The 25,705-nt window shown below is 61.2% G+C and carries 27 protein-coding genes and 1 pseudogene; 18 read left to right on the top strand and 10 right to left on the bottom strand.

Annotated features, from left to right (window positions below):
- Position 1 precedes the first annotated feature (1 nt).
- Positions 2-1,045, bottom strand: coding sequence for an SO_0444 family Cu/Zn efflux transporter (locus ACGK9R_RS03110; RefSeq protein ID WP_394578098.1), 1,044 nt, complete (start codon positions 1,043-1,045; stop codon positions 2-4).
- A 71-nt stretch (positions 1,046-1,116) separates the two neighbouring features.
- Here ACGK9R_RS03110 and ACGK9R_RS03105 point away from each other — a divergent pair, with 71 nt between their 5' ends.
- The 7 genes and pseudogenes from ACGK9R_RS03105 to ACGK9R_RS03075 all read left to right on the top strand — a co-directional run bounded on the left by ACGK9R_RS03105 (position 1,117) and on the right by ACGK9R_RS03075 (position 8,581).
- The gene (locus tag ACGK9R_RS03105; RefSeq protein WP_394578097.1) at positions 1,117-1,551 is read left to right on the top strand and encodes a helix-turn-helix domain-containing protein; all 435 of its coding nucleotides are present in this window, start codon (positions 1,117-1,119) and stop codon (positions 1,549-1,551) included.
- A 71-nt stretch (positions 1,552-1,622) separates the two neighbouring features.
- Positions 1,623-2,093 (top strand): annotated as a pseudogene (locus tag ACGK9R_RS03100) (TonB-dependent receptor domain-containing protein); the annotation flags it as partial.
- Between the two features lie 338 nt (positions 2,094-2,431).
- A complete protein-coding gene (fhuE, locus tag ACGK9R_RS03095) occupies positions 2,432-4,609 on the top strand; it encodes a ferric-rhodotorulic acid/ferric-coprogen receptor FhuE (protein ID WP_394578096.1) in 2,178 nt (725 codons plus the stop codon).
- Positions 4,610-4,688: 79 nt separating this feature from the next.
- Entirely contained in the window at positions 4,689-5,687 is a 999-nt protein-coding gene (locus ACGK9R_RS03090) for an iron-siderophore ABC transporter substrate-binding protein (RefSeq protein WP_394578095.1), read from the top strand.
- Positions 5,647-6,717 (top strand): FecCD family ABC transporter permease, encoded by a 1,071-nt coding sequence (locus ACGK9R_RS03085; RefSeq protein ID WP_394578094.1) that lies wholly within the window; start codon positions 5,647-5,649, stop codon positions 6,715-6,717. The genes ACGK9R_RS03090 and ACGK9R_RS03085 overlap by 41 nt, the downstream gene beginning before the upstream one ends.
- A complete protein-coding gene (locus ACGK9R_RS03080) occupies positions 6,714-7,757 on the top strand; it encodes a FecCD family ABC transporter permease (RefSeq protein ID WP_394578093.1) in 1,044 nt (347 codons plus the stop codon). Before ACGK9R_RS03085 ends, ACGK9R_RS03080 begins: the two co-directional genes overlap by 4 nt.
- On the top strand, positions 7,754-8,581 hold the full coding sequence (locus ACGK9R_RS03075; RefSeq protein WP_394578092.1) for an ABC transporter ATP-binding protein: 828 nt from the start codon (positions 7,754-7,756) through the stop codon (positions 8,579-8,581). Before ACGK9R_RS03080 ends, ACGK9R_RS03075 begins: the two co-directional genes overlap by 4 nt.
- Here the strand turns inward: ACGK9R_RS03075 and lldD are convergent.
- Entirely contained in the window at positions 8,556-9,716 is a 1,161-nt protein-coding gene (gene lldD / locus ACGK9R_RS03070) for an FMN-dependent L-lactate dehydrogenase LldD (RefSeq protein ID WP_394578091.1), read from the bottom strand. The genes ACGK9R_RS03075 and lldD overlap by 26 nt on opposite strands.
- 185 nt (positions 9,717-9,901) lie before the next feature.
- On the opposite strand from lldD, the gene ACGK9R_RS03065 reads away from it, so the two are divergent.
- The 5 genes from ACGK9R_RS03065 (at position 9,902) to ACGK9R_RS03045 (ending at position 12,563) form a co-directional block, all read left to right on the top strand.
- On the top strand, positions 9,902-10,414 hold the full coding sequence (locus ACGK9R_RS03065) for a cupin (RefSeq protein ID WP_394578090.1): 513 nt from the start codon (positions 9,902-9,904) through the stop codon (positions 10,412-10,414).
- A gap of 87 nt (positions 10,415-10,501) precedes the next feature.
- The gene (locus tag ACGK9R_RS03060) at positions 10,502-10,798 is read left to right on the top strand and encodes a DUF1330 domain-containing protein (protein ID WP_394578089.1); all 297 of its coding nucleotides are present in this window, start codon (positions 10,502-10,504) and stop codon (positions 10,796-10,798) included.
- A gap of 276 nt (positions 10,799-11,074) precedes the next feature.
- Positions 11,075-11,755: a type 1 glutamine amidotransferase domain-containing protein gene (locus tag ACGK9R_RS03055; RefSeq protein WP_394578088.1), complete on the top strand. Its 681-nt coding sequence runs from the start codon at positions 11,075-11,077 to the stop codon at positions 11,753-11,755.
- A gap of 245 nt (positions 11,756-12,000) precedes the next feature.
- Positions 12,001-12,216 carry a DUF2945 domain-containing protein gene (locus ACGK9R_RS03050; protein ID WP_394578087.1) on the top strand — a complete coding sequence of 72 codons (216 nt, stop codon included), beginning with the start codon at positions 12,001-12,003 and terminating at the stop codon, positions 12,214-12,216.
- A 32-nt stretch (positions 12,217-12,248) separates the two neighbouring features.
- A complete protein-coding gene (locus ACGK9R_RS03045; protein WP_394578086.1) occupies positions 12,249-12,563 on the top strand; it encodes a DUF6482 family protein in 315 nt (104 codons plus the stop codon).
- A gap of 296 nt (positions 12,564-12,859) precedes the next feature.
- Here the strand turns inward: ACGK9R_RS03045 and ACGK9R_RS03040 are convergent, their stop codons facing one another.
- The 3 genes from ACGK9R_RS03040 to ACGK9R_RS03030 all read right to left on the bottom strand — a co-directional run bounded on the left by ACGK9R_RS03040 (position 12,860) and on the right by ACGK9R_RS03030 (position 15,918).
- Complete coding sequence (locus ACGK9R_RS03040; protein WP_394578085.1) at positions 12,860-14,002, bottom strand: GGDEF domain-containing protein; 1,143 nt, start codon at positions 14,000-14,002, stop codon at positions 12,860-12,862.
- Positions 13,992-15,167, bottom strand: a complete 1,176-nt coding sequence (locus ACGK9R_RS03035) for a diguanylate cyclase (protein ID WP_394578084.1) — start codon at positions 15,165-15,167, stop codon at positions 13,992-13,994. The genes ACGK9R_RS03040 and ACGK9R_RS03035 overlap by 11 nt, the downstream gene beginning before the upstream one ends.
- A gap of 274 nt (positions 15,168-15,441) precedes the next feature.
- Complete coding sequence (locus tag ACGK9R_RS03030; RefSeq protein WP_394578083.1) at positions 15,442-15,918, bottom strand: NYN domain-containing protein; 477 nt, start codon at positions 15,916-15,918, stop codon at positions 15,442-15,444.
- Between the two features lie 143 nt (positions 15,919-16,061).
- Here ACGK9R_RS03030 and ACGK9R_RS03025 point away from each other — a divergent pair, with 143 nt between their 5' ends.
- Positions 16,062-16,814, top strand: coding sequence for a YoaK family protein (locus ACGK9R_RS03025; protein WP_394578082.1), 753 nt, complete (start codon positions 16,062-16,064; stop codon positions 16,812-16,814).
- Positions 16,815-16,886: 72 nt separating this feature from the next.
- On the opposite strand, the gene ACGK9R_RS03020 is transcribed toward ACGK9R_RS03025, so the two are convergent.
- The 3 genes from ACGK9R_RS03020 to ACGK9R_RS03010 all read right to left on the bottom strand — a co-directional run bounded on the left by ACGK9R_RS03020 (position 16,887) and on the right by ACGK9R_RS03010 (position 20,035).
- Complete coding sequence (locus tag ACGK9R_RS03020; RefSeq protein WP_394578081.1) at positions 16,887-17,828, bottom strand: DUF808 domain-containing protein; 942 nt, start codon at positions 17,826-17,828, stop codon at positions 16,887-16,889.
- 102 nt (positions 17,829-17,930) lie between these two features.
- Positions 17,931-18,953, bottom strand: coding sequence for a methionine synthase (locus tag ACGK9R_RS03015; RefSeq protein ID WP_394578080.1), 1,023 nt, complete (start codon positions 18,951-18,953; stop codon positions 17,931-17,933).
- 95 nt (positions 18,954-19,048) lie between these two features.
- Positions 19,049-20,035 (bottom strand): DUF1852 domain-containing protein, encoded by a 987-nt coding sequence (locus ACGK9R_RS03010; RefSeq protein WP_394578079.1) that lies wholly within the window; start codon positions 20,033-20,035, stop codon positions 19,049-19,051.
- A gap of 287 nt (positions 20,036-20,322) precedes the next feature.
- On the opposite strand from ACGK9R_RS03010, the gene ACGK9R_RS03005 reads away from it, so the two are divergent.
- The 4 genes from ACGK9R_RS03005 (at position 20,323) to ACGK9R_RS02990 (ending at position 22,349) form a co-directional block, all read left to right on the top strand.
- On the top strand, positions 20,323-20,682 hold the full coding sequence (locus ACGK9R_RS03005) for a hypothetical protein (RefSeq protein ID WP_394578078.1): 360 nt from the start codon (positions 20,323-20,325) through the stop codon (positions 20,680-20,682).
- Between the two features lie 168 nt (positions 20,683-20,850).
- On the top strand, positions 20,851-21,159 hold the full coding sequence (locus ACGK9R_RS03000) for a hypothetical protein (protein ID WP_394578077.1): 309 nt from the start codon (positions 20,851-20,853) through the stop codon (positions 21,157-21,159).
- Between the two features lie 180 nt (positions 21,160-21,339).
- Complete coding sequence (locus ACGK9R_RS02995) at positions 21,340-21,921, top strand: biotin transporter BioY (RefSeq protein ID WP_394578076.1); 582 nt, start codon at positions 21,340-21,342, stop codon at positions 21,919-21,921.
- Positions 21,918-22,349 carry a DUF1284 domain-containing protein gene (locus tag ACGK9R_RS02990; RefSeq protein WP_394578075.1) on the top strand — a complete coding sequence of 144 codons (432 nt, stop codon included), beginning with the start codon at positions 21,918-21,920 and terminating at the stop codon, positions 22,347-22,349. Before ACGK9R_RS02995 ends, ACGK9R_RS02990 begins: the two co-directional genes overlap by 4 nt.
- 76 nt (positions 22,350-22,425) lie before the next feature.
- Here the strand turns inward: ACGK9R_RS02990 and ACGK9R_RS02985 are convergent, their stop codons facing one another.
- Positions 22,426-23,541, bottom strand: coding sequence for a Fic family protein (locus ACGK9R_RS02985; RefSeq protein WP_394578074.1), 1,116 nt, complete (start codon positions 23,539-23,541; stop codon positions 22,426-22,428).
- A 355-nt stretch (positions 23,542-23,896) separates the two neighbouring features.
- Here ACGK9R_RS02985 and ACGK9R_RS02980 point away from each other — a divergent pair, with 355 nt between their 5' ends.
- On the top strand, positions 23,897-24,787 hold the full coding sequence (locus ACGK9R_RS02980; protein ID WP_394578073.1) for a pseudouridine synthase: 891 nt from the start codon (positions 23,897-23,899) through the stop codon (positions 24,785-24,787).
- A 684-nt stretch (positions 24,788-25,471) separates the two neighbouring features.
- Here ACGK9R_RS02980 and ACGK9R_RS02975 read toward each other — a convergent pair.
- Positions 25,472-25,651, bottom strand: coding sequence for a transposase (locus ACGK9R_RS02975; protein ID WP_394578072.1), 180 nt, complete (start codon positions 25,649-25,651; stop codon positions 25,472-25,474).
- Between the last annotated feature and the right edge of the window lie 54 nt (positions 25,652-25,705).

Raw genomic sequence — 25,705 nt, 5'->3', positions numbered from 1 at the left:
TCTAGAACCCCAGCATCCGGCGGCGAAGTGGGCGCAGAGCGAAAAAGCTCAGCACCGCTAGCGCCGCCCACTCGATACTCGACGGCAATAGCTCCTGTACCTGCACTGCTTGGCTGACCGGGTCGATACCGACGTGCGTCAGCACCGCATCGACCAGCGCGCCCAGCGCCACCGTCACCACGAAAATACTGCCCATGTAGATCGCCAGCGCCGCGGTGCCCAGCTCGCGGCGAAAGACGGCCAGCGTGGCAAGACTCGTGATCGGGCCAGCCAGCAAAAAGACCAGCGCCATGCCCGGGGTGATACCGGCGAGCAAAAGCCCCGCGGCGATAGGCGTGGCCGCGGCGGCGCACACGTAAAGCGGAATACCCACGAGCGCCATCAGCGCAAGCGCCAGCGGCCCTCCCGAAAGCCCGGCCAGAGCGTCAGGCGACACCCAGGCCATCAGTACGCCGGCCAGCAGCAACCCGGCAAAGATCCAGGCGCTGAAATCGTCCAACAGCTCGCTAAAGGCGTAGCGAAGCCCGCCCAACAAGCGGCCCAACGACGTCTTTGGCGCATCAGGGGGTGCTCCAGCCTGATGGTCATGAGCATCGCGCGAGCCGCAACAGCCGCCGCATGACGCTTTGTTAGTGGCCACGGCGCGCTCTTTGGTAAAGCTGACCAGAATGCCGGTGACGATCGCGGTCACCAGTGCTCCCAGTACGCGTAAAAGGGCCATGAAGGGTCCGAGCAGCGCGCTGGTCAAAAAGATGGAATCCGCTCCGACGCCGGGCGTGCTGATCAAAAACGATGTGGTCGGGCCGCGCCCTGCCCCGCCCCGATGCAGCGCCATGGCCGTGGGAATGGCGCCGCAGGAGCAAAGCGGCAGCGGCATACCGATAACGGCTGCGCGTAGAATGCTGCCTAAACCGGTGCCGCCCAGCCAGCGCGTGAGCACCTGCTCGGAAAGAAAGGCCTTGATCAGCCCGGCAACGAACAGCCCCAGCAGCAGCCAGGGGGCGGCGCTAAGCGCGACACTCAATAATGCGTCGATCGTCTCCATGATGGACTCCTGCTTGTCGAACGATAGGATAGTGGCTAGCCTAGACCCTGTAATCATTACAGGGTCAAGCCATGAGCAACGTCTATCGCATCGGCGAAGTGGCCAGCCGGACCGGCTGCTCGCCGGAAAGCATTCGCCATTACGAAAAACTGGGGTTACTGAAGGCACCCGCGCGGGGCGAGCAGGGATACCGGCTCTATAGCGATAGCGCGCTTTCGCGTATCGGCTTCATTCGTCACGGCCGCGCGCTGGGGCTCGACCTGGACACGATTCAGGAGCTCCTCACCCTTTCCGATCATCCCGAGCGAAGCTGCGCCATCGCCGATGACATCGCCAGCCGCCACTTAACGCATCTGGAAGAGCGCATTCGCGCACTGCAAGCGCTGGCAAGCGAGCTTCGTCAGGTGGTCGACCAGTGCCGAGGCGGCACGACCGCCGAGTGCCGGATCATCCAGACGCTCTTCGAACACCCCGGCGCGCCCTCTCCGCTTTCACCAACCCCGTAAAGAGCCTTCCGATGCCAAGGGCCGGAATCCAGTGCATGAGCGGATAGAGCAACCCAACATCGCGCGGCCCCGGGCAAGCCGAGACGTTCTATGAAACGGCCGATGGCGTCATCAGCGAAGGGTTCGAGGTCGAGTTGAGCGGAGCGGTGACCGAAGACCTCGACATGACCGTGGGCTATTCACACTTTACCGCCAAGGTTAACGAAGGCAATTACAATACCGATCAACCACGCTCGCTGTTCAACATTTTTGCCAGCCATGACGTACCCCTGGTACGCGAGTTGACTCTGGGCGGCGGCGTGAACTGGCAAAGCAGGCTCTTCGCCGATGGCATTGCATCCCCTGCGGGTATACCTGATAAATTCAGTCAAGGTAGCTACACCCTTGCCAACGTTTTCGGACGCTACCACTTCACTCCGGAGTTATCGCTTCAGCTCAACGTCAAAAACCTCTTCGACGAGAAGTATTACAGCTACCTGAATGGCTACGGCGTGTACGGCGAGCCGCGCAGCATTAGCTCCACGCTGACCTACTCGTTCTAAGCGCAAGCAGATACTCCCCATACTCCATTGCCTCCCGTCGGCCCCGCGCCTTCGGGAGGCAATGGTGTTCATCGAGCGGGTTTTCACTCAAGTACTTACCTGCTCACCGGCACCCAAGCTGATAAACAGGCAAGGGCAACTGTCGCTTACTTGCGCGCACCGCTTCACAATTAAAAAATAATAATAATGTTTCTCAAGAGCATTTACATTCGAAAAACATTTTCATAGGATCGCGGGGCCAATTTCTCTGCACCCGAGGTTTGTGAACCAGACCCGTTCATGAACACGTCGTGCCAATAAAGACTCATAAGCGCCACGAGCGCATCGCAAGGGTACCCATGAACACTCCAGGCTCTCGCCGCCCAGCGGCTGCCATACCAACGCTCAAGGGGCTTACGCTCTGCGCCTTCGTTTCCAGCGCCCTTTTTGCTTCGGCGGGCACCAGTGCCCAGGAAAGCACCACCGGCAATGCCCAGACACTGGATAGCGTAACGGTCACTGCGACCAACCTCTACGAGAACATCGGCTACACCCGGCGCAGCACCACCGCCGGTACGGGCCTGACGCTGGCGCAAAAGGAGCTGCCCCAAGCGATCAGCATCGTCACCGAGCAGCGTATCCGCGACCAGAATCTCGACTCCATCGAGGATGTGCTCGCCAATACGACCGGCATTTCCGCGCGCAAGATCGACAGCGAGCGGGTCAACTTCTCCTCCCGCGGTTTTCGCATCAACAGCTATCAGTACGACGGGATCCCGACCCTCAACCGCGATGGCCGCTGGTACTTCGGCGAAGGCCGACTCAATACCGCGATCTATGACCGCGTGGAAGTGGTTCGAGGTGCCAACGGGTTGGTGACCGGCTCGGGCAACCCCGGCGCCTCGGTCAATTTCGTGCGCAAGCGCGCCGACAGCCGTGAATTCACGGGCTCGGTTTCCGGTACGCTGGGCAGTTGGGACAAGCGCGGATCAACGGTGGATCTGACCACGCCGCTCTCTCCTTCCGGCGACGTACGGGCGCGCTTCATCGGTGGCCATGAAGAAGGCGGCGCGTACCTGAACCGTGAAGACAAGCGCCGCACCTTCGGCTACGGCGTGATCGACGCGGACGTGACCGACTCGACCACGCTGTCGCTGGGCTTCGACTACCAGGACAGCCACACGTCTTCGCCCACCTGGGGCGGCCTGCCGCTATGGTTCGATGACGGCACCCCGACCAACTACTCGCGCTCGTTCAGCGTGGCCCCGGACTGGTCCTACTACGATTTCGAATCCGAGAAGGTCTTCGCCGAGCTCAGCCACCGTTTCGACAGCGGCTGGCAAGCCCGAGTGGTGGCGGCCCACGAAGAGACGGACATGGATGGCAAGCTCGCCTACCCCTACGTGGAAGGCACGCTACCCAACCGCCTGGACGGCAGCGGCGTTTTTTTCTACACCGGCTGGAACCGCGGCCATCGTGAGGTCGACTCCGTCGACGCCCAGGCCAGCGGTCCCTTCTCCCTGCTCGGACGCGAGCACGAGCTGGTCATCGGCGGCAGCTACAGTGACCAGACCAACGACTATGAAAACACCTTCATCGACGGTTTCCAGGTCGATGATTTCAACAACTGGAACGGCGCGGCACCCAACGAAGGCTGGGCACCCTTTACCCCGTCCGAGGCGTCGAGCACGCGGCAAAAAGCGGTGTACTCCGCGGCGCGGTTTTCGCTTGCCGACCCGCTGACTCTTATTGCTGGCGCCCGCTATACCGAGTGGGACGGCATGACCCAGTTCCGCCGCGTGGACCGTCAGAGCAAGTACGAAGTAACGCCCTACGGCGGGCTTGTCTATGACATCGACGATACCTACTCGGCGTTTGCCAGCTACACCGAAATCTTCGAGCCGCAGAATTATCTCGGTCTCGACGGCAGCTATCTCGACCCGGTCGAAGGCAGGAACTACGAGACCGGCCTGAAGGCTGCCTGGCTCGACGGCCGTTTGAACGGTTCCGTGTCCGTTTTCCGCATCGAGCAGGATAACGTCGCCGCGGCCCTGCCCGGATTTCCCGGCCAGACCCAGACCTTCTACGAAGCCGTTAGCGGTGTCACCAGCGAAGGTTTCGAGGTGGAGCTCAGCGGCGCCATCACCGACGATCTGGACATGACCGTGGGCTACTCGCACTTTACGGCCAAATCCGATGAGGATGACTTCAACATCAACCAGCCGCGCTCGCTGTTCAACCTGTTCGCCAGCTACCACGTGCCGCAGGTGCGCGAGCTGACGCTGGGCGGCGGCGTGAACTGGCAAAGCAGCCTGACGGCGACCAACCTCTCTACACCGGCGGGCCTGCCGACGCGTTTCGAGCAGGATAGCTACACCCTGGCCAACGTCTTCGGCCGCTACCAGTTCACCCCGGAGCTGAGTCTGCAGGTCAACGTCAATAACCTGTTCGACGAGAAGTACTACAGCAGCGTTTCCGGTTATGGCGTCTACGGCGAGCCGCGCAGTATTTCTTCTACGCTACGTTACGATTTCTAGATCACCCTCGCACGCAACACCGCCCGGGCCTCGTCCCGGGCGAGTGCGTTGGTAAAGAACCGCTTTCAAGGAGGTTTGCATGACCATCGTCATACGCTCGCTCGCAAGCCGATGGGGCGCGGCGGCGCTGGCCGCCGGAGCGCTTTTCGCCGCTCCGGCCGGCGCCGTCGAGTACCCGCTGGAGATTCCGAGTGCGCTGGGCACCGCCGTACTCGAGCAGCCGCCCGAGCGCGTCGCCACCGTGGCCTGGGCCAACCACGAAGTGCCACTGGCGCTCGGCGTGGTGCCGGTGGGCTTTGCCGCGGCCAACTTCGGCGATCCCAACGGCAACGGCCTGCTGCCCTGGGTCGAGGCGCGCCTGGAGGAACTCGGCGAGCCCGCGCCGGCGCTTTATGACGAAGGCGATGGCATCGACTTCGAGGCCGTGGCGGCAAGCCGCCCGGACGTGATTCTGGCCGGCTACTCGGGGCTGAGCCAGAGCGATTACGACACGCTGAGCCAGATCGCGCCGGTGGTGGGCTACCGCGCCGGCCCCTGGGCGACCAGCTGGCGCGAGATGATCCGCCTCAACAGCGCCGGGCTCGGCATGGCTGATGAAGGCGAAGCGCTGATTGCTGATCTCGAGACGAACATTCGTGATACCGCCGCGCGCTACCCGGTGCTCGAGGGCAAGACCGCCATGTTCGTGACCCACCTGGACCCCAACAACCTGGGACGTATCTCGTTCTACTCCGATAACGACGCTCGGGTACAGTTCTTTCACGACCTTGGGCTCGTCTCGCCTCAGGTGGTGCTGGACAACTCCGCCGAGGGCCAGTTCTCCGGGTCGATCAGCGCCGAGCTGATCGATGCGCTCGAGGACGTCGACCTCCTGGTCACCTATGGCGGCGAAGCGCTGCTCGAAGAGCTTGCCGCCAACCCACTGACGTCGCGCCTGCCCGCGGTGGAAAACGGCGCGATCGTGCTGCTCGGCGATAGCCCTCTGGGAACCGCCGCCAACCCTACTCCGATGTCGATCGACTGGGTACTGGACGACTATGCAAGTCTCCTCGCCGACGCCGCTGGCAAGGCCGAGTAACCCGAGCGGCGCGGCCACGGCGCGCCTTGCCCGGCGTCAACTGACCACACGGCTAAGCGCCATCGCGCTGCTACTGGCGATGGTAGCGGGCGCCGCCGCGCTGTCGGTGGCGCTGGGCGCGCGCAGCGTAGGTTGGGCGGAAATCAGCGCCGCGCTCGCCGGGCAGATCGACTCCGTGGGCGATGCCGCCGTGGCCAGCCGCCTGCCGCGTACGCTGCTGGCGCTGCTCGCCGGCGCCGCGCTGGGCGTGGCCGGCGGGGTCATGCAGGGGCTGACCCGCAACCCGTTGGCCGACCCGGGGCTTTTGGGGGTGAACGCCGGCGCCGCACTGGCGGTGGTGATCGGTATCGCCTGGTTCGACCTGCAGACCAGCCTGGGTTTCATTATCTGCGCGCTGGCCGGGGCGAGTGTCGCCGCCGTGGGGGTCTACGCCATCGCCAGCCTTGCCCGGGGCGGCGCCACGCCGCTTCGTTTGGCGCTGGCGGGGGCGGCGGTCACCGCGGCGCTGACCTCGCTCACCACCGCAGTGATTCTGCCCCGGGGCGACATCGCCGGGCTCGTGCAGTCCTGGCTGGTAGGGGGCGTGGGTGGGGCCAGCTACCGGCAAATCCTGCCGGTGGTGCCGTTTCTGGCGCTGGGCCTTCTCATCGCCCTGCTCTGCGCGCGCAAGCTCAACATGCTCGCACTCGGCGACGAGACCGCCGCGGGTTTGGGTGAGAAGGTAGCGCTGGCCCGGGGAATGGCCGCCTTCGGCGCGGTGCTTTTATGCGGCGCCACGACCGCGGTGTGTGGGCCGATCGGCTTCGTGGGCCTGGTCGTGCCCCACGCGGCCCGCCTGCTGGCGGGTAGCGACTACCGCTGGCTGCTGCCGTTTTCCGCCCTCGGCGGGGCGGTGCTGCTCACCCTGTCGGATGTCGCCGGACGACTCATCGCCCATCCGGCGGAGCTGGACGTGGGTATCGTCACGGCATTCGTCGGCGCGCCGGTGTTCATCTGGATCGTACGCAACCGCAAGGTGGGCGCGTTATGAAAACCGCCACGACCGCGCTGATCGACACTCTCAAGCAACACCGGCGCGAGCAGGCCCGCCGGCGCCTGACCTTGCTGGCCGTGCTCGCCGCGCTGCTGCTGGCTGCTATCCTGCTCACGCTGACGCTCGGTCAATCCTATACCCCGCTTGGCACGGTGGCTCGGGTGCTGGCCGGTATCGACGTGCCCGGCGCCGTATTCACCGTGCGCGAGCTGCGCCTGCCCCGGGCGGTGGCGTGCCTGTTGACCGGCGCCTGCTTCGGGCTGGGCGGCGTGGCCTTTCAAACGCTGCTGCGCAACCCCCTGGCAAGCCCCGACATCATCGGCATCAGTACCGGCGCCAGCACCGGGGCGGTGTTCGCCATCGTCGTGCTTTCATGGAGCGGTCCGGCGGTGGCGCTGGTGGCCGTGGCTGCCGGACTCGGGGTGGCGCTTTTGATCTACCTGCTCTCCTGGCGCGACGGCGTGACCGGTGCGCGGCTGATTCTCATCGGCATTGGCCTTGCCGCCATGCTGCAAAGCGTCACGGCGTATCTTCTGATGCAGGCGCCGAGCTGGTCGCTGCAGGAAGCGCTTCGCTGGATCACCGGCAGCGTCAACGGCGTCCGCCTGGGCCAGGCACTGCCGTTGGCCTTCGCGCTGCTGGTCCTTGGCGGGTTTCTGTTGAGCCGCCGGCGCGAGCTGGATGCCCTGCGCATGGGCGATGAACTCGCGGTCGGGCTCGGCGTGAGCCTGACCGCCACCCGGCTGATCGTGGTACTGTCGGCAGTGGGGCTGGTGGCCTTCGCCACGGCGGTCTCCGGGCCCATCGCCTTCGTGGCGTTTCTCTCCGGCCCCATCGCCGCGCGGGTGATGGGGCCCGGGGGCTCTCTTCTGCTGCCAGCGGCGCTGGTGGGGGCACTGCTGGTACTGGTCAGCGACTACGCCGGGCAGTTCTGGCTTCCCGCCCGCTACCCGGTGGGTATCGTGACCGGCGTGCTGGGCGCGCCCTATCTGGTTTACCTGATCATTCGCGACAATCAACGCCGAGGCAGTTTATGAGTGCATCTTCCCTGCAAGCCGAGGCGCTGAGCGCCGGCTATGGCGAGCGCCGGGTGCTCGACGGGGTCGACGTTTCCATCGCGCCGGGAGAGATCACCGCGATCGTCGGCGCCAACGCCTGTGGCAAGTCGACGCTCTTGCGCGTGCTTTCCCGGCTGATCGCCCCTCAGCAAGGCCGCGTGCTGCTCGACGGTCACGCCATTCACGCGCTTCCCAGCCGCAAGCTTGCAAAGCGGCTCGGCTTTCTGCCGCAGTCGCCCATCGCCCCGGAAGGCATCACCGTACTGGATCTGGTCAGCCGGGGCCGCCACCCGCATCAGGGGCTGTTCAAACGCTGGCGCACGGAGGACGATACCGCCGTGGCCGAGGCGCTTGCCGCCACGCAGCTAAGCGAGCTGGCTACCCGCGCGGTCGACGAGCTCTCCGGCGGCCAGCGCCAGCGGGTATGGATCGCGATGGCGCTGGCCCAGCAAACCGAGGTGCTGCTGCTCGACGAGCCGACGACCTTTCTCGACATCAACCATCAGGTCGAAGTGCTGGACCTGCTCACCGAACTCAATCAGACGCGCGGTACCACCATCGTGATGGTGCTTCACGAGCTGAACCTGGCCGCCCGCTACGCGGATACACTGATCGCCATGGCCGGCGGGCGCGTTCACGCCGTGGGGGCGCCCGAAAAGGTGCTGACCGAAGCCACGGTGCGGGAGGTGTTCGGCCTCGAAAGCCGGGTCATCGACGACCCGGTGACCGGCAAACCGATGATGATTCCGCTGGGGCGCCACGGCGGGGTGAACGGCGCTACTCGCTCATCTTCATCTCTTTGACCACCGCGTCGAGATGGCTCTGGTTGATCTCGGCCGGGGAGTTGGCGCCGATCAGCGTCATGGTCACGCGCATGTCCGCGGCGATCAGCTCCAGAAGGTGTGAGACCCCCGCTTCGCCCCGAGCGGCGAGCGCGTAGGCGTAGGCACGGCCGAGCAGCACGCCCTTGGCACCAAGCGCCAGCATACGCACCACGTCGAGCCCGGAGCGCACGCCGGAGTCCGCCAGCACCGTGAGCTCGTCGCCGACCTCTTCGACGATGTGCGGCAGTGCCTGGGCGGTCGAAATCGCACCGTCGAGCTGGCGGCCGCCGTGGTTGGAGACCACGATACCGTCGGCGCCCATCTGCTGCGCCTCGCGGGCGTCCTCCTTGTCGAGAAGCCCCTTGATGATCAGCTTGCCCTTCCAGCTTTCGCGAATCCAGGCAAGTTCCTCCCAGCTAATCGAGGGATCGAAGTTCTTGGCCAGAAAGCCCATGTAGTCCTCCATGCCCATGGTACGGCCGGTGTAGGCTTCGATGTTGCCAAACGACAGCGGCTTGCCCTTCAGGCCCACGTCATACGCCCACTGCGGATGGGTGATCGCCTGGGCGTACTGGCGAAGCCGGGCATTGGGCCCGGACATGCCGGAGCGCCGATCCCGGTAGCGCGAGCCGGGCAGCGGCATGTCGACGGTGAACACCAGCGTCTTCATGCCCGCTTCCCAGGAGCGCTCCAGGGAGTTTTTCATGAAGCCGCGATCCTTCAGCACGTAGAGCTGCGACCACTGCTCACCGTGGGCATCGCGCGCCACCTCCTCGATGGAGCAGACCGAGACCGTGGAGAGCGTATAAGGAATACCCGCCTTTTCGGCGGCGCGTGCGGCCTGCACCTCGCCGCGCCGGGCGTACAGGCCGGTCGCGCCCACCGGGGCCAACGCCACCGGCATCTTCCACGGGCTGCCCAGTATCTCGGTATCCAGCGTCGGCGTGCCGCCGCCTTTCAACACGCGCTGGCGCAGCGGAATGCCTTGCAGCGCCTCGACGTTGCCGCGCAGCGTGCTCTCGGTCACCGAGCCGCCGTCGAGGTAGTCGAACAAGAAACGGGGAATGCGCTGTTTGGCGGCTTGCCGGTAATCCGAAGGGCTTGAAATGATCATGAATTCGCCTTGAGACAGGAGATAAAACCAGAAGAAGAGGCCGTGATGACGATGGCCTAGCGTATCAAGGTTCCGCCCTGCCGGAGGCGCCCTCGGCCCTCTACTTTAGTCTATTCGGCGCCACCGCCGCGTTGACTATGCTGTAGGCATTCGTATGTCAGTATTCATGGCAGGGAGACAACCCCATGACGCAGCCCGAAACGCTCCGCCTCGAAAGCGATGCTCAAAGCGGCTTTCCCAACTCAACGTTACCGATACTGATCTACCGAAGCGTGGTGAAAGAGGCGCAGGCGGAGCAGCGCGCCCAGGCGTTCGAAGCACTGTTCGAGCAGAACGGCTGGCCGCCCGCCTGGCGCTATCACCTCTACGACTTTCAGCACTTTCACGCCGATGCCCACGAGGCGCTGGGCGTATTTCGTGGCCGCGCCCAGGCGCAGCTTGGCGGCCCCAACGGGCCGGTGGTCACGCTCGAAACCGGCGATGCGCTGGTGCTGCCGGCAGGCACCGGCCACGCCTGCCTCTCGGATGAGGGCGACTTCTGCATGGTCGGCGCCTACCCACCGGGGCAAACGCCGGATCTCGAACGCGGTGACCCGGCGGCGTTCGACGCGATGAAAGCCCGGGCCGCCGCCGTCGCCCTGCCCGCCCATGACCCAGTCGATGGCTCTGCCATGACGCTCTGGGCGCCGCGAAGCTGAAGCGCCCCGTGAGCCCCCGCGCTATACTCGGCACTCACCACTCACTTTCCATGCCAGAAAACAAGGCAAGAAGACAAGGAGGCCGCCGTGCCCGCTTACGTCGTACTGATTCGAGAACGTACCCACGATGAGCAAGCGCTCGACACCTACGCCGCCAAGGCCAGGGCCGCCCGGGAAGGCCACGATCCTCAGCCGCTCGCCTTCTACGGCGACTTCGAAATGCTCGAAGGTAGCGACATGGAAGGCGCGGTGATCCTGCGCTTTCCCGACATGGCCGCCGCCCGCGCCTGGTATCAAAGCGACGCCTACCAGGAAGCGCGAAAGCATCGCTTTCAGGGCGCGGATTACCGCGTGCTACTGCTCGACGGCTTGCCGGAAGGCTGAATACCCCATCGCGAGCTGAAGCTCCTTACCACCAATGCGACTCATGCTTGCTTGAACGGCATCAGGCTCTGGACCGGCTTTTGTATGCCAGCGCTTGGCGACCTTCAACCCAACGATTCTCCTTGCCACACGGGTTAGACGACCGGTCTATTTAACCTTACACTGCGGCATTCGATACAGGCGTTTTCGCCCAGTGCGCTGGCTACGGCGAGTCTGGCTGCCTACGCTCAAGTGAGCCTTTAGCCTGAACACGTTATCTCAAACAAGGAGTCCGCGATGAAGATCCTGATGGTAGTGACCTCCCACGACAAGCTGGGCGATACCGGCAACAAGACCGGCTTCTGGCTCGAGGAGCTGGCCGCGCCCTACTACACCTTTCTCGATGCCGGCGCCGAGCTGACGTTGGCCTCCCCCGCCGGCGGCCAGCCGCCGCTTGACCCCTCGAGCGACGCGCCGGACGCCCAGACCGACGCCACCAACCGCTTCAAGCAGGATCTCGACGCCCAGCATGCGCTGGCGCATACCCACAAGCTCGACGCCATCGACGTGGGTGAGTTCGACGCTATCTTCTACCCTGGCGGCCACGGCCCGCTGTGGGACCTGGCCGAAAGTGCCACCTCGATCCGCCTGATCGAAGACGCTCTGGCCGCCAACAAGCCGGTTGCGGCGGTCTGCCACGCCCCGGGCGTGCTGCGCCACGTGCGCGGCAGCGACGGCAAGGCGCTGGTCGCCGGACGCAAGGTGACGGGCTTCAGCAACAGCGAAGAAGAGGCCGTGGGCCTGACCGAGGTGGTACCGTTTCTGGTCGAGGAGATGCTCAAGGAGCAAGGCGGTGAGTACTCCAAAGGCGATGACTGGAGCGCCTTCGTGGTGGAAGACGGCCTGTTGATTACCGGCCAGAACCCCGGCTCTTCCGAGGCGACCGCCGAAGCGCTGTTGAAAAAGCTCAAGGGTTAAAACCAGGGCGAGAACCTTACGTTCACCTCTCTATAAAGTGACAGCTTTTACTATCTCGCCCTCTTCAGCCTGACTGGCTGAAGAGGGCTTTTGCTATCAGGACAATGGCTCACCTCAACACGGGTGATCGATCCTGTTCGACTATCAGGTTTCTTACACGCTACTAAAATGCTTGCGGTACCGGCCATTGCCAAAACACCTTTAATGTACAATTATTGTAAAACAACTGTACATGGAGAGAGGCGATGGCGGATTTCAAGCAGCGCGAGTGGGTGAAATGGAAGTGGGGGGATAACTGGGCCGAGGGTCAGGTGACCAAAAAGTACTGCGAGAAGGTCACCCGGAAACTTCAGGGCAGCGAGGTGACTCGTAAGGGAAGCGAGAAAAACCCGGCGTACCTGATCAAGCAGGAAGACGGCAGCCGAGTTCTCAAGCTGCATACCGAAATCAAGAAGACCTGACCTTCGCACCAAATCCAAGCCAGGAGGCGCGCATGACGTTCGATGAGTTCGTAAAACGAGTCGGCCAGCAAAGTATCAAGGAATTGCACATCGAGTCTCACGAAGGCGACGTATTCGTCTTTCGAGCACTCGCCAGCGATGGTGAGGAGCACGTGCTCGTTGACCAGCACGGCAAGCCGCTGCGCCCGCAGTCGCTTAGCGATGCGCGCAAGCGGCTGATCGACGCTGGCGGAATGGAAAACCTCCCGCTCTATCTCGTTCAGCAGGTGCCTTACGATGAGATGATCGGGCTTGATGCCGACCAGGAGTCGCACAAAACACCCTTGACGCTACACGCCGGTATCTAGCGAGTGACCCGCCCCAGGGCGGCGATCATCTGCCGGCCGCCTATTTCATCCAGCCCTCGGCGCCTTAGCACGAGGGCAGCCGTTTTTTATCGTGCCGCTAGCCTTAATGCCTTTCAGTCAGGTTTGGTTGGGGGTGTGGGAGGGAGCTTTAGCTCGCAACGCGTGGCCAAGCCAAGGCGCCTAACGGCGGCGCTATACCGTATTGTCGGCCACTCCGGCCTTCCAGCACCTTGAAATTCGCGAGCGCTCTAATCGATGATTAAAAGGAAAGCGCAGAACGTGTGCGCCTTCTGGCGTCAGGTAAGCGTGCAGCAGCTCATGTAGACCACCTGATCGCGCCCTCTCTTCTTGGCCAGGTAGAGCCCCTGGTCGGCACACTTGAGTAGCCGCTCGCCGCCCTGGTCAACGCGCCCGCCCGTCTGGGGGCCTACGCTCGACACGCCCACACTCACGGTGACGATACCGGTGCTGGCTTGGGGATTAGGAATGTTGAGCTTGCGTACCGCATCGTTGATTTTTTCCGCTACGTGGCGCGCGCCCTGCTCGTCGGTGGCTGGCAGCACAACGACAAACTCTTCGCCGCCGTAGCGCACCGCCAGATCCGACGGGCGCTCCAGCGCGGCCTGAATCGCCCCGGCGATCTGGCGCAGACACTCGTCGCCGCCATCGTGACCGTAACGGTCGTTATAGGCCTTGAAGTGGTCCACGTCGCACATGAGGATCGATAGAGGCCCGGGGTGACGTGACAGGCGCTGCCATTCGGTTTTCAAGGCGCCCTCCATGGCGCGCCGGTTGGCAAGCCCGGTCAACGGGTCGGTATTGGAGCGCACCTGCAGTATCTGGCTGGTCGCCAGGAGTTCGTCCTCGGTATTCTCGATCTGGCGCCGAAACAGATTCAATAGCGTAATGAGCAGCAATAGAGCCCCGGAGGCGCTACACACGTACATGAAGCCGAGCCACGGCTTGGGTACCGGCGTGATCGCCACCCCTGCTGTCAGCAATAGCTGCGTGCTCAGATAGAGCGCGCCGCATACGAACAGAAGCCCGATCAGCGCCGGCCAGCGAAGCGTCGGAAACAGGAAGACCAGCACACCCGCCTGGGTAAAGTAGAAAAGATTGACGCCGACACCGGCGCCCGCCATCAGCGACGACACCAGCATGTGCCCGCTAACGCACACCATGAGCAGCGTACGGGCCGTCGTGTAATCGCCGCGGCGATTGAGCATCAACACCGCCGCGTAAATGGTCATGAACAGCAAGTTGATGATGAAGATCTCGCTGAAATACGCCAGATCGAAGAAAATATAGAAAATCTGATAGGGGATCGGGGTATAAAACGCGAAGATTGCCAGCTGATCGCACACCAGCACTTGGCGCTGGGACTGCGGCGACAGGCCGGGGTCGTTGATGGCGCTAAAGCGGATCCACTTATCGAGCACTGTCAACACTCCGAAGGCCTTGCTTGCCCGCCGGGTAGGGTTGAAAAGCGGCCTGATCGCGTCCCCGGCTCTTGGCCTGGTAGAGCGCCTTGTCGGCACACCTGAGTAGGCTTTCACCGCCTTCCGGGCTCAGGTCGCTATAGTCCAACGCGTGGATGCTCGAGATGCCAACGCTGGCCGTTACCAGGCCGTTCCCCACGCCGGGGTTGGGTATTTCGAGACGCCGGACCGCCTCGCACAGTCTGTTTCCCAGATAACGCGCTCCGCGTTCGTCGGTCTCCGGCAGCACGAGGGCGAACTCCTCGCCGCCGTAGCGCACGATGAGATCCGCGGGCCTGGCGAGTTCGGCCTGCAGCACCAGCGCCACACGTTGCAGGCAGCGATCCCCCCCATCGTGCCCGAAGCGGTCGTTGTAATTCTTGAAGTGGTCGATGTCGCACATGATGATCGAAAGCGCCCCGGGCTGACGCGCTAGCCGCTGCCATTCGCGCTTGAGCGTTTCGTCGAGCACTCGACGGTTGGCAAGCCCGGTCAGGGCATCGGTATTGCCCAGCATTTCCAGCGCCTGATTATTGATTACAAGCTCCTGTTCGCTCTTTTCGAACTGGTTGCGGTAGAGATACAGCAGCGTACCCAGCACCATCAACACCGCGGCAACGCTCAATCCATGGAGCATATTGTTCCAGAACCCGGGCAGCGGTGTAGCGCCCATACCGGAGGAAAACAGAAGGCTCACCAGCACGAAAAGCACGATACTCAGTAGCGCCAGGCCATTGGATAAATACCACTGATGACGGGGAAACAGGAACGTCAAGGCGCCGGCCAGCGTAATGTAAAAAAGGTGAAGGCCAGTATCGACGCTTAAATAGAACGAGCCGACGAGCAGCTGCGTCATCACCGCCAGCGTAAAACAGAGCCGCGCGGCCAGGTACCAGCGCCAGTGGTTCATCCAGAGAATCGAGGCGTAGACCGCCAGATGGCAGAAATTGAGGGTGAAAAAAGGACTAGAGAGATCAAGACCGGACACGACGTAAAGCGCTTGATAGATTGCGCTCATGATCACTCCGAACAGGCCGAGCTGGTTACACAGCTCGATCTTGCGACGCACCGCAACGGAGTTGCCGGCCACTCCCGGCGACCAGGTTTTCCTGATAAGACTCAACATCGACGGTTTCATTGACTCCTTCAACGACGTTTCCTTATGCCGAGAGTACGTCAACCGCATGATTGGGCGTAGCGTTATTTCCACAGCTTAGCCCTGATTAAAGACCACGCGACAATACTCGTGTCGATCCTTCGGGCACTTGCGACAGACTGCTGGCCCCTATTCGCTTCAACGCCAAGTGGGCGCTCACTAGCCGCCTAATACAGTTCTCATGACTCATATCGGCACCGCACGGACAAGCTTGATAGCGGCCTGGGGTCTTCCATCGGAAAGCTCAGCCCAGCAGCAGCGAGCCCTCGATGGGTACGAACCGACTGGCGGCATCGACCAACGAGGCCGCAGTGAGCGCCGGCACGCCGTAGACCTCGACGCGCTTGCCGTGCACATCGCGGATCTTGCGCGCCAGCAGATCGAAATCGCCGTCGCCGGAGACCAGCACGATGACGTCCGCGCGCTCGGCGGCCTCGATGGCATCGAGGGTGATGCCGACATCCCAGTCGCCCTTGGCGGAGCCGTCGGCGCGCTGGATGAAGGGCTTCAAGCGCACTTCGAAGCCGATGTTACGCAGGATGTTCTGAAACTCGCGCTGTTTGGCATCGCCTCTATCGATGGCGTAGCAGCGGGCGGTGATCACTTCCCGGTTCGCCGTGGCCATGGTCCAGAAGCGGCGGTAGTCGAAGTGCTTACCGTAGGCGTCACGCACGGTGTAGTAGACGTTCTGGATGTCGACGAAAAGCGCCACGCGGGTCATGAATCCTCCAAAAAAGAGTGAAGTGCTGGTCAGGCGTCGTCTCGCCACTTTTTTATAGCCCTTTTATTAATGAGCCAAACGAGAACTATTCCTGGGCCCAAGCGTCCTAGAGATGACTGTTACACGGATGTTGGAGGTCTACCTTGTTGATCAAGAAGAAAAAAGTACGCTCTCACACCGAAGACCGCTATTTGGCGCTGGTGCTGGCAACGGCGGCAGGCATTCTCAACGCCATGGCCCTGGGCGCTTTCGGTTTTCTTCCTTCCCACATGAGCGGTAACGTCTCGCAGATTTCCGATGAAGTGGCCAGTGCCGATACCCACGGCTTTCTGTTTCTGGCCGCGCTGCTGTTCGCCTTCGTCATGGGGGGCATGCTGGCGCGCATCGTCGTGGTGCTGGGCCAACGTATCAGAACCATTTTCTGCCTGATTCTACTGGTGGAAGGCGCGGCGCTGGCCGCGGTTTCACTGTTCGAAATTTTGATGTACTCGCCTCGCTTCAACTCCGAAGTACTGCTGGCGCTGGGCTTTTTGATGGGGGTGCATAATTCGACCTCGACCCAGCTCTCCAACGGCCGCGTTCGCGCCACCCACGTGACCGGCACGCTGACCGATGCAGGCATTGCGCTCGGCTCGTTCATCTCATCGCGTTTTTCACGCCAAGCGGCGCTTGACCGGCGTTTTTCACGCAAGCTGCTGTATACGCACCTGACCACGATTTTCTCATTTCTCTCTGGCTGCATCGCCGGGCTCTTGTTGTTCGATCTGTTCGATTTCAAGGCGATGTTGGCGCTGGGGCTATTTTTGATCGTGGTTGCGATCAGCGCCATCGTGATGACCGTGCGCACCGCCAGCCGGCTGATGGTGATCAGGCGCGCGCGCTTGCAGAGTCAGTGACCTCAGCTCAACTCAACCGCCAATGGCCTGCCAACAAGGCAGGCATTGTCTACGCGCTGAGCGCGTCAGCCCTTATTCAGCGTGCGGCTTATCGCCCTTCGCCAGATGCATGACGACCACTACCAGCGACCCCACCAAGAACCCGATGACCGCCGAGCAGAGCGTGTTGACACTCCAACCCAGCGCCCCGCCGAATGCCCCGGTTGCCTCGGCAATGTGACGCTCGAAATGGTGCACGAAGGCGTAGGGCGCTTCCCACCAACCCACGCCCTCGGCGCCCAGGTTGACCAGCAGGATATGCCCGCCCACCCAGAGCATGGCGGCAGTACCCACCAGCGAAATGATCGCCAGCACCTTCGGCATGGCCGCGACCATCCCCCGGCCCAGGCGCTTCATCGTCGAACTTTCGCGTTGAGCCAGGCGCAGGCCGATATCGTCCATGCGGATCAACAGCGCCACCACGCCGTACACCAGCACGGTGATGAACAGCGCCACTACGATCAGACTGACGAGCTGAGACCAGAACGGCTGGTGAGCAACCGAGGAGAGCGCGATCACCATGATCTCGGCGGAGAGAATCAGGTCGGTGCGAATGGCGCCACTGACGATGCGCCTTTCCGCCTCTGGCCCCTTGGCCACCGCCGGGGTGTCGTCGTGGTGGCCAATGAGCTTGTGCCACACCTTCTCAGCGCCTTCAAAGGCCAGATAGGTGCCGCCCACCATCAGGATGATCGGTAGAAGCGCTGGCAGAAAGTGATTGAGCAGAAGCGCCAGCGGCAGGATAAAGATCAGTTTGTTGCGAACCGAGCCCAGCGCGATCTGCTTGACGATCGGCAGCTCCCGCTCGGGGCTTACGCCTTGAAGGTACTGCGGGGTCACCGCCGTGTCGTCGACCACCACGCCGGCGGCCTTGGCGGTGGCGCGCCCGGCAGCGGCGCTTACATCATCGAGCGACGCCGCCGAGAGCTTTGCAAGTGCGGCAATATCATCGAGCAGTCCCAACAAACCACCCATACGGCGTCCTCCGTGAGCATGCACTGCGCGACCAATCGAATCCGATCAGTAAAGCACAGCGCGGATGGACGCGCCTGGATGGCGTGAGAGAATTTCAGGGCGTTAAAGCTCTCGGCGCAGAAGCTCGGCGCCGGCGCTCAGCGCCTGGAGCTTGCCGCGAGCCACCGAGCGCGGAAGTGGCGCCATACCGCAGTTGGTGCAGGGGTAGAGCTTGTCCGCATCGACGAACTGCAGCGCCTTCTTGAGCGTCGCGGCGACCTCTTCCGGCGTTTCGACGACGTTCGTGGCCACGTCGATCGCGCCGACCATCACCTTCTTGCCGCGAATCAGCTCGATCAGCTCCATCGGCACGTGGGAGTTCTGACACTCCAGCGAGACCATGTCGATGTTGGACTTCTGCAGTTTCGGGAAGACTTCCTCGTACTGGCGCCACTCGTTGCCCAGCGTCTTCTTCCAATCGGTGTTGGCCTTGATGCCGTAGCCGTAGCAGATATGCACCGCGGTTTCGCACTTTAGCCCTTCGATGGCACGCTCGAGTGCGGCGATGCCCCAGTCGTTGACCTCATCGAAGAAGACATTGAACGCCGGTTCGTCGAACTGGATGATGTCGACACCCGCCGCTTCCAGCTCCCGGGCTTCCTCGTTGAGCGCCTTGGCGAACTCCCAGGCGAGCTTTTCACGGCTCTTGTAGTGATCGTCATAGAGGGTGTCGATCATGGTCATCGGCCCCGGCAGCGCCCACTTGATCGGCTTGTCGGTCTGGCTTCTCAGGAATTTGGCATCCTCGACGAACACTGGCTGGGTGCGGGCGACCTCGCTCACCACCGTAGGCACGCTCGCGTCATAGCGGTTGCGGATGCGAACGGTCTGGCGCTTGGCGAAATCCACGCCGCTCAAGTGCTCGATGAACGTGGTCACGAAGTGCTGGCGGGTCTGCTCGCCGTCGCTGACGATATCGATACCCGCATTGAGCTGCTCCTGCAGCGATACGCGCAGCGCATCCTGCTTGCCATCGACGAGCTGCTCGCCTTCGAGCTTCCAGGGCGACCACAGGGTTTCGGGCTCGGCAAGCCAGGTAGGTTTGGGCAGACTGCCCGCGGAAGAAGTGGGTAACAGTTTACTCATGGAATCGATTGCCCTGTCCATTCGGGTTCATTGAAACGTCTCGTTCATTGAAGCATTGGGTTCATTGAAGTACGTCATTCATTGAAGCACGCAGCTCATTGAAACGTATAGCCGGCCGCCCATTGGTCGAGCACCGCTTGATAAGGCTTGATGAACTGCTCCTCGGCGAAATGCCCCTGCTCCACCGCCAGCCGGCCACGCTCGGCGCGATCGTAAACGATGCGCGTCAGCGAGTGATCCGGGCTCTTCAAGCTGGGCTGGTAAACGCTGCCCGCCGCCGCGTTGGCGTTGTAGATCTCCGGGCGGTAGATCCGCTGGAAGGACTCCATCGTGCTGATGGTGCCAATGAGCTCCAACGGGGTGTAGTCGTTGAGCAGGTCGCCCTTGAAGTAGAACGTTAGCGGCGCAACGCTTCCCGGCGGCATGAAGTAGCGCACGCTCAGGCCCATTTTCTTGAAGTACTGCTCGGTCAACGACGACTCGTTCGGCAGATACTCCACGCCCAGCACCGGGTGGTGGTTATCCGTACGGTGGTAGGTCTTGTTTTCGGACACGCTCAGGCAGATGACCGGCAGCTTCTTGAAGTTTTCCTTGTAAGCCGGCGAGGTGATGAAGCTATTGAACAGCTTGCCGTGCAGCACGCCGAAATCCTCCGGCACGCTGAAGCCAGTCTGCCCTTTATTGTGCTCCAATAACCGCACGCTGAAGTCGTAATCGCGCACGTAGGAAGAGAAATTGTTACCCACGATGCCTTCGATACGCTTGCCGGTCTTGCGATCGAGAATGCGAGTTTGCAGGATCTCGATCATCGGGAACTTCTGGGTCTCGCCGCTGGCTTCGATACCCATGTTGACCGAGACGATATCCAGCTCCACGGTGTAACGATCCGCCTTGGGGTTGTCCCACTGCGCCAGCGCATTGAAGCGCCTGTCGATCATCTGAAAGGTGTTGCGCAGGTTTTCCTGGCGCTGCTCACCGCGGGCAAGGTTGGCGAAGTTGGTAGTGATGCGCGTATTTTCCGCCGGGCGATAGTGCTCGTCGAACTCGATACGCTTGAGCGTGAAATTGAAGTCGTTACTCATCGTCGGGGCGTCCAATCAAAATGAAACCGGGGCATATCTTCGCGCTTGCCGAAAGCGGCAGCCTGGCCGGGTCGCAGCGTTCGGGCCGAAAGGTCTTACCGAACAGACTGCAAAAGGCGTGATACGAAGTGCGGTATGCAAAGTGCGTTGGAGATTTTATACAGCAGCCCAAAGATGAATAAAAATGTTTTTATTTCATGGCTGGATTAGCGTTTTTCATGTTCGATCTCGCCTGCCCCTGGTAGGGCGACGCTCGAGCGCTATAAAGGTGGCCGTCGTGCTCGACGATGAACACGCTCTTCATGTTCACGGCGCGCTCGACAAGTACGGGCGAGGCTACCTGTTGCGTTATCACGCCGGTGCGGCCCTGTGGCCGGCGGCGCTTCGACCCAGGTTTTAACGAAACGCCCCACGCGAAGAGGCTCAAGCGCCAAGCCGCGCTCAAATGGGCGCTGGGGCTGGACCTTTGGATAGCGCTCACACTGTGGCTCGCGATGCAGCCGTTCATGGTGGCCTTCGTGGCTCACGGCTCTAATATCTCGTTTGTATTGGCGGTCGCCGGTTACCTGATGGTCAGCGGCCTGACCCCTTTATGCGGTGACCAGGGGCTATCACAGGATTCGCCAGTGGCTAAACCCGTTGCATGAAGCCACGCCACACGAGCAGCGGTTGAGGGGGTAATCGAATGCCGCGCACCGCTCCCGCCCCGTACTAAGCCATGCCCGCATGAAATTCGAGGCGCAAGACGTTATTATCCCGCTAAGTAGTTTAGCCGCCAGATTCAAACGCTCCTGGACCATCTGACTGGACACGCCATGCACAACCTCTGGATTCCCATCGTCGCCATTTTTGCCGTGGCGGGCCTGATCTTCGGCCACCAGGCCTACTCCGAGGCCCAGCGCGATGCTCATATTGCCGAAACGATTGCAGAGCGTCTCGATAGTCAGGCAACCGCCGAGATCGCCCACCTGGTGAGCGTCAACAAGGGGTACGGGGTGTGTGGCGACTACACGCTTTCAAACGCCGAGGGCGGGCGTTTTTACTACAACAGCGCTACCGAACGCCTTGCGGTAGGGAGCGATGAAGTGCTTTATCAGGATAACTGCGCCCGCGTTTCCAACTGACCTCACGGTATTGGTCAAAGCTCGTTTCAGTAGTCACTCGATAAAACATGCTGACAGACGTCTCGGACCAGCGGCTTCGAGTGCGCCGCCGCTACTGTAAACCAAACAGCTAGACGATGGTTTACTTAATGGATAAAATCGAGCAGTAAACCAAATAAACCAGAAAAGGTTACTGCTACCATGCATGATGCTTCTCGGTCTCTCGCTCTCCCCACGCCCTTGAACCTTTCCCGCTACTCGCTGGGCGGAAAGGCCGTCGCGGTCGTGCTGGGCTCGCTCTTTCTGACGCTGTGCTCCTATATTCAGGTGCCCATGGTGCCCGTGCCGGTTACGCTGCAAACCTTCGGCGTGCTGCTGATCGGCGCGCTTTACGGCTGGCGCCTAGGTGCGATCACGACGCTTGCCTGGCTTACCCAGGCAGCCATGGGCCTGCCGGTACTGGCAGGTGGCGCGAACGGCTGGATGGCGTTCGCCGGGCCGACGGGCGGCTACCTGTTTTCGCACCCGCTGGTGGCCGCGTTGGCCGGCTGGCTGGTTCAGCGCGGCTGGAACGGCGAGCGCCCCGGGCTCGCGTTCCTGGGCATGGCGTTGGCGAGCGCCCTCTGCCTGACCGTTGGCGCCAGCTGGCTTGCGCTGTTCGTCGGCGTCGAGCAGGCCGTAACGCTGGGCGTAGCGCCTTTTGTACTGGGAGATCTCCTCAAGTGCGCCTTGGTAGCCGCTACCCTCAAGCTGATCGCCAGCCGCCAGCGCAATAACGCGTGACCATTCGGTTACGCGGCCACCACCTGCTCTGCCTGCTCACCTACGTGGGCAAGGGCTACAGCGCCGCCTTCGTGGCCAACTACGACCGGCTCGCCGAACGCCTCTCCGGCGGCGAGCCGATAGAACTGGTGGCGGGGCCGGATGACATCTGCGCCCCGCTGCTGGCCCCCAAGGGCGAGCCGCCCCACTGCCTGAACGACAGCGTCATCGCGCGAGACACCGCCGCGCTCGAGGAGATCGGTAAGACCCTTGGCCGCCCGCTCGCCGTTGGCGATGTTTTTAAGTTGGATGCGGCCACGCTGGCAGCGCTAAGAGCCGCCTTTCGCGCCGGGCTCAACCGGCGAGCGTGCGTGGACTGCCAGTGGCACTCGCTTTGTACGGATGTGGCGGGGAGTGGCTATGTCGGGGTGCGGGTCGGTGTTACGTGAGCAGCTGTTTTCATTGGGCTTGAGAGCGACACCCCTGAACGTAACGATCTGACATGTTTAGAATCGATTTCCTCTCCTATGGCTCGAACGGCAACGCATAGCGCGTACTGCGCCCGCCCCCGGGCAGCTTGACGAGGCACCCCTTCTCCAGCAGTTCGGCAAAGTCCCGGGTAGCGGTGGCCTTGCTCACCTTCGCCAACGCCTGATACTTGCGCGCGTTGATGCCTTGCTCGAACTCTACGCCCGCCGTATCCAGCAAGCGGTTCAACACCTTGATCTGGCGTTCATTCAACACGGTGGTGGCATGTCGATGCCAAAAGCGGGTTTTCTCGAGCACCCGGTCGATTCTCGACAGCGCCTGATCGAGTGCCATTTTCAGGGTATCCAGAAACCACGCAAGCCAGGGCGTAATATCCAGGCCGCCCTTCTGCGTACTCTCGAGATGATCGTAGTACGCCTCCCGGCGCGCCATGATCGCCGCGCTCAGCGAGTAGAAGCGTACCGACTGCCGCTCGGCCTGAGCCAGCGCGCGATCCGTTACCGCGCGCGTCAAACGCCCGTTGCCGTCATCAAAAGGGTGCAACGTAACCAGCCAAAGATGAGCAATCCCCGCACGAATGAGCGGGTCGAGGTTTTTCGGCGGCCGGTTGAACCAGGCCAAAAACGCATCGAGCTCGGCCTCGAGGCGCCCTCTCGGTGGCGCCTCGAAATGAACGGTAGGCCGATCGATCCGCCCGGAAACGACCTGCATGGGTTGCTCACCGCGTAGCTTGCCCACCCGCACCCTATCGATCACGCCCGGCCCCTGTACGAAGAGTAGAGACTGCCAATGGCACAGCCGCTCGAGGGTAAGCGGCTGATCCGGATAGTGCGTGGCTTGCAGCAAAAGCTCGATGAGGGCCTCGGATTCAGGCGTCGTTCTACCCAGGACACCGGCCTGCTCCAGCCCCAACTGGCGCGCCACCGACGAGCGCACAGAGCCTACATCCAAACGCTCCCCTTCTATCTCGCTGGTACGGATGGCGTTCTGAATGAGCGTATCCATTTCCACGCTTGCATCCGCGTGCTCGGAGGATGACTCCGTTCTTCCTACCACGCGACCTTGCAACAGCCTGATATCGTCCAGCAAAGGCCGTAAGGTGGGCTCCCTCCACTCGAAGGATGGCCATTTGCCATGTTCCCAAATGTACATGAGCCGATTACCCCGCCTATTTGGATCAATAAATGAGCCGAATATAGCGTTTATTCGGCTCACGTTGCAAAGCGAAGACAGTAGCATCATCAAGCGGCTCACATCGGGCTCTGCTTTATTACAGGAACAATACGATAGTTAAAATTACCGATCGGTAACTAAATATCAGCTATCGATGTTTACACATCTCCAAGTTACCGCTCGGTAATCATCCGCCAATCGAACAACTACGCTGTCAGAGGCATGCCTCGCCCGACAAGACTCCCTTGCTCGGTTACACTAGCGCGACCGCCTTGAAGGTGAGGTTTTCTCTCCACGTTTTCACCCACGCCCTTCCCAACCTGCGATGCATCCCATGTCCATTGCCCAACGCCCTTCGAAACTGAGCCTGCCGCAGGTCAATCCCGGTGTATCGACGGTGCTGGAGTATCTACTGCTCACGTTTCCAGCCATCGATGAGGCGACATGGCGTGAGCGCATGGCCATTGGCAAGGTGCATCGCGATGACGGCAGCTGGATTACACCGGCGTCCCCCTTCAAGCCCCATCTTCGCGTGTTCTATTATCGCGAAGTCGCCAGCGAGCCGGTCATTCCCTTCGCCGAGCATATCGTCTATCGCGATGAGCACATTCTGGTGGCCTACAAACCCCACTTTTTGCCCGTGACGCCCGGCGGGCGCTACGTCAATGAGTGCCTGCAGCAACGCCTGCGGCAAAGCACGGGGATCGAGGGGCTGCAGCCGGTGCATCGCCTGGATCGAGTGACGGCAGGACTGGTGCTTTGCTCGCTGAATCCCGAGACCCGCGCGCTGTATCACCAGCTGTTCAAGTCACGCCAGATCCACAAGACCTATCAGGCCATCGCCGAAGTCGACGGCGCTACGTCATGGATGGGTCGAGAGTGGGACGTAAAGAATCGCATCGAGCCAAGCGAGCAGCGCTTTCGCATGCGGATTGGTGAGGGCAACGCCAATAGCCACTCGGTGATCCGCTGCGTGCAGCAAACCGACACGCAGGCGCTGTTCGAATTACACCCCGTCAGCGGGCGCCGTCACCAGCTGCGCCTGCACATGCAGTCACTCGGCTGGCCGATTTTGAACGATCGCTACTACCCGGTGCTGCAGCCGCTCTCGCCGGATGATGTCACGCGCCCCTTGCAGCTGCTCTCCAAGGGCTTCGAGTTCATTGACCCTGTGACAAATGAGCATCGATGCATTGAATGCGGTGGTGGCCTGAGGCTTAAATAGCGCGGCGTTATTATTACCATATCGTTTGCTCCCCCAGAACGTGTCACACGCCGGAACAACATCTTATACGGTAGTTCTCCTAAAAAACCAATAAATCGTATCAGATATTATAAGTACTCGTTAAGATCTTAAAGTAACGCCTTCAATATTCAACCGGAGACAAATTATCACTTATGCAGTGTCCGCGCTTTAGGTTGTATAATATTTCGATATAATTGAACACATCGCGTCTAGCTACTTTCCCGTGTCGAACAAACTGTCGCTTAATCCCTTGGCACTTAAGAGTTGAAAGAAGCTATCAGCAACGACATGACAGCTACCACATCGACCTTCCTACTAACCAAGTAATTAGCTTCCAAAAAGTTTTGCCAGTCTCAAAAAAATCCTAACAGACCTTGCAATAGCAATAAAAATCGCCGTTTTCAAACTATGCATGTTTGATCAACCTCAAGAGGCGGTGATCAACTAGGTCTCGATTAAGCAGTGCTTTTTACACCATGCGTAGTAGCCGTTGGGTTGTACGGCTATTATGCGGTACATATAGCGTACCGGATATTGGTCAGCATGATTTTAAAAAACGCGTACCACAACCAAACTCTCTAACGAAGTACACGGTAGTCTTTTTAATATATTTCGCTCTTTTGACACACGTTTAAGTTTACCCTTCAAACGCCAACTTTAAGTTTAGATATCACTATCTTCTTGCAATTGTTTTACCGGTTTATCGTAACATTTGATCCAGTGGTACAAGCCTTGGCCTAACACGTATAAGCGCTCAGCGACCTCTTCAACTCGGTGGCTAAACTCTACTATCTGTTTAGCGGCTTCGATTTTGAACTCTTCAATGTAACTGGGACGGCTCATGAATCCTTCCAGGTACCATTAGCATAGGGTTTGGAAGTGTCCAAGAAACCTGTA

It is taken from the genome of Halomonas sp. HNIBRBA4712 (genome assembly GCF_043558675.1).
In the GTDB taxonomy this organism is placed as follows: Bacteria; Pseudomonadota; Gammaproteobacteria; order Pseudomonadales; family Halomonadaceae; genus Vreelandella.
This window is presented reverse-complemented; position numbering and strand designations above follow the sequence as displayed.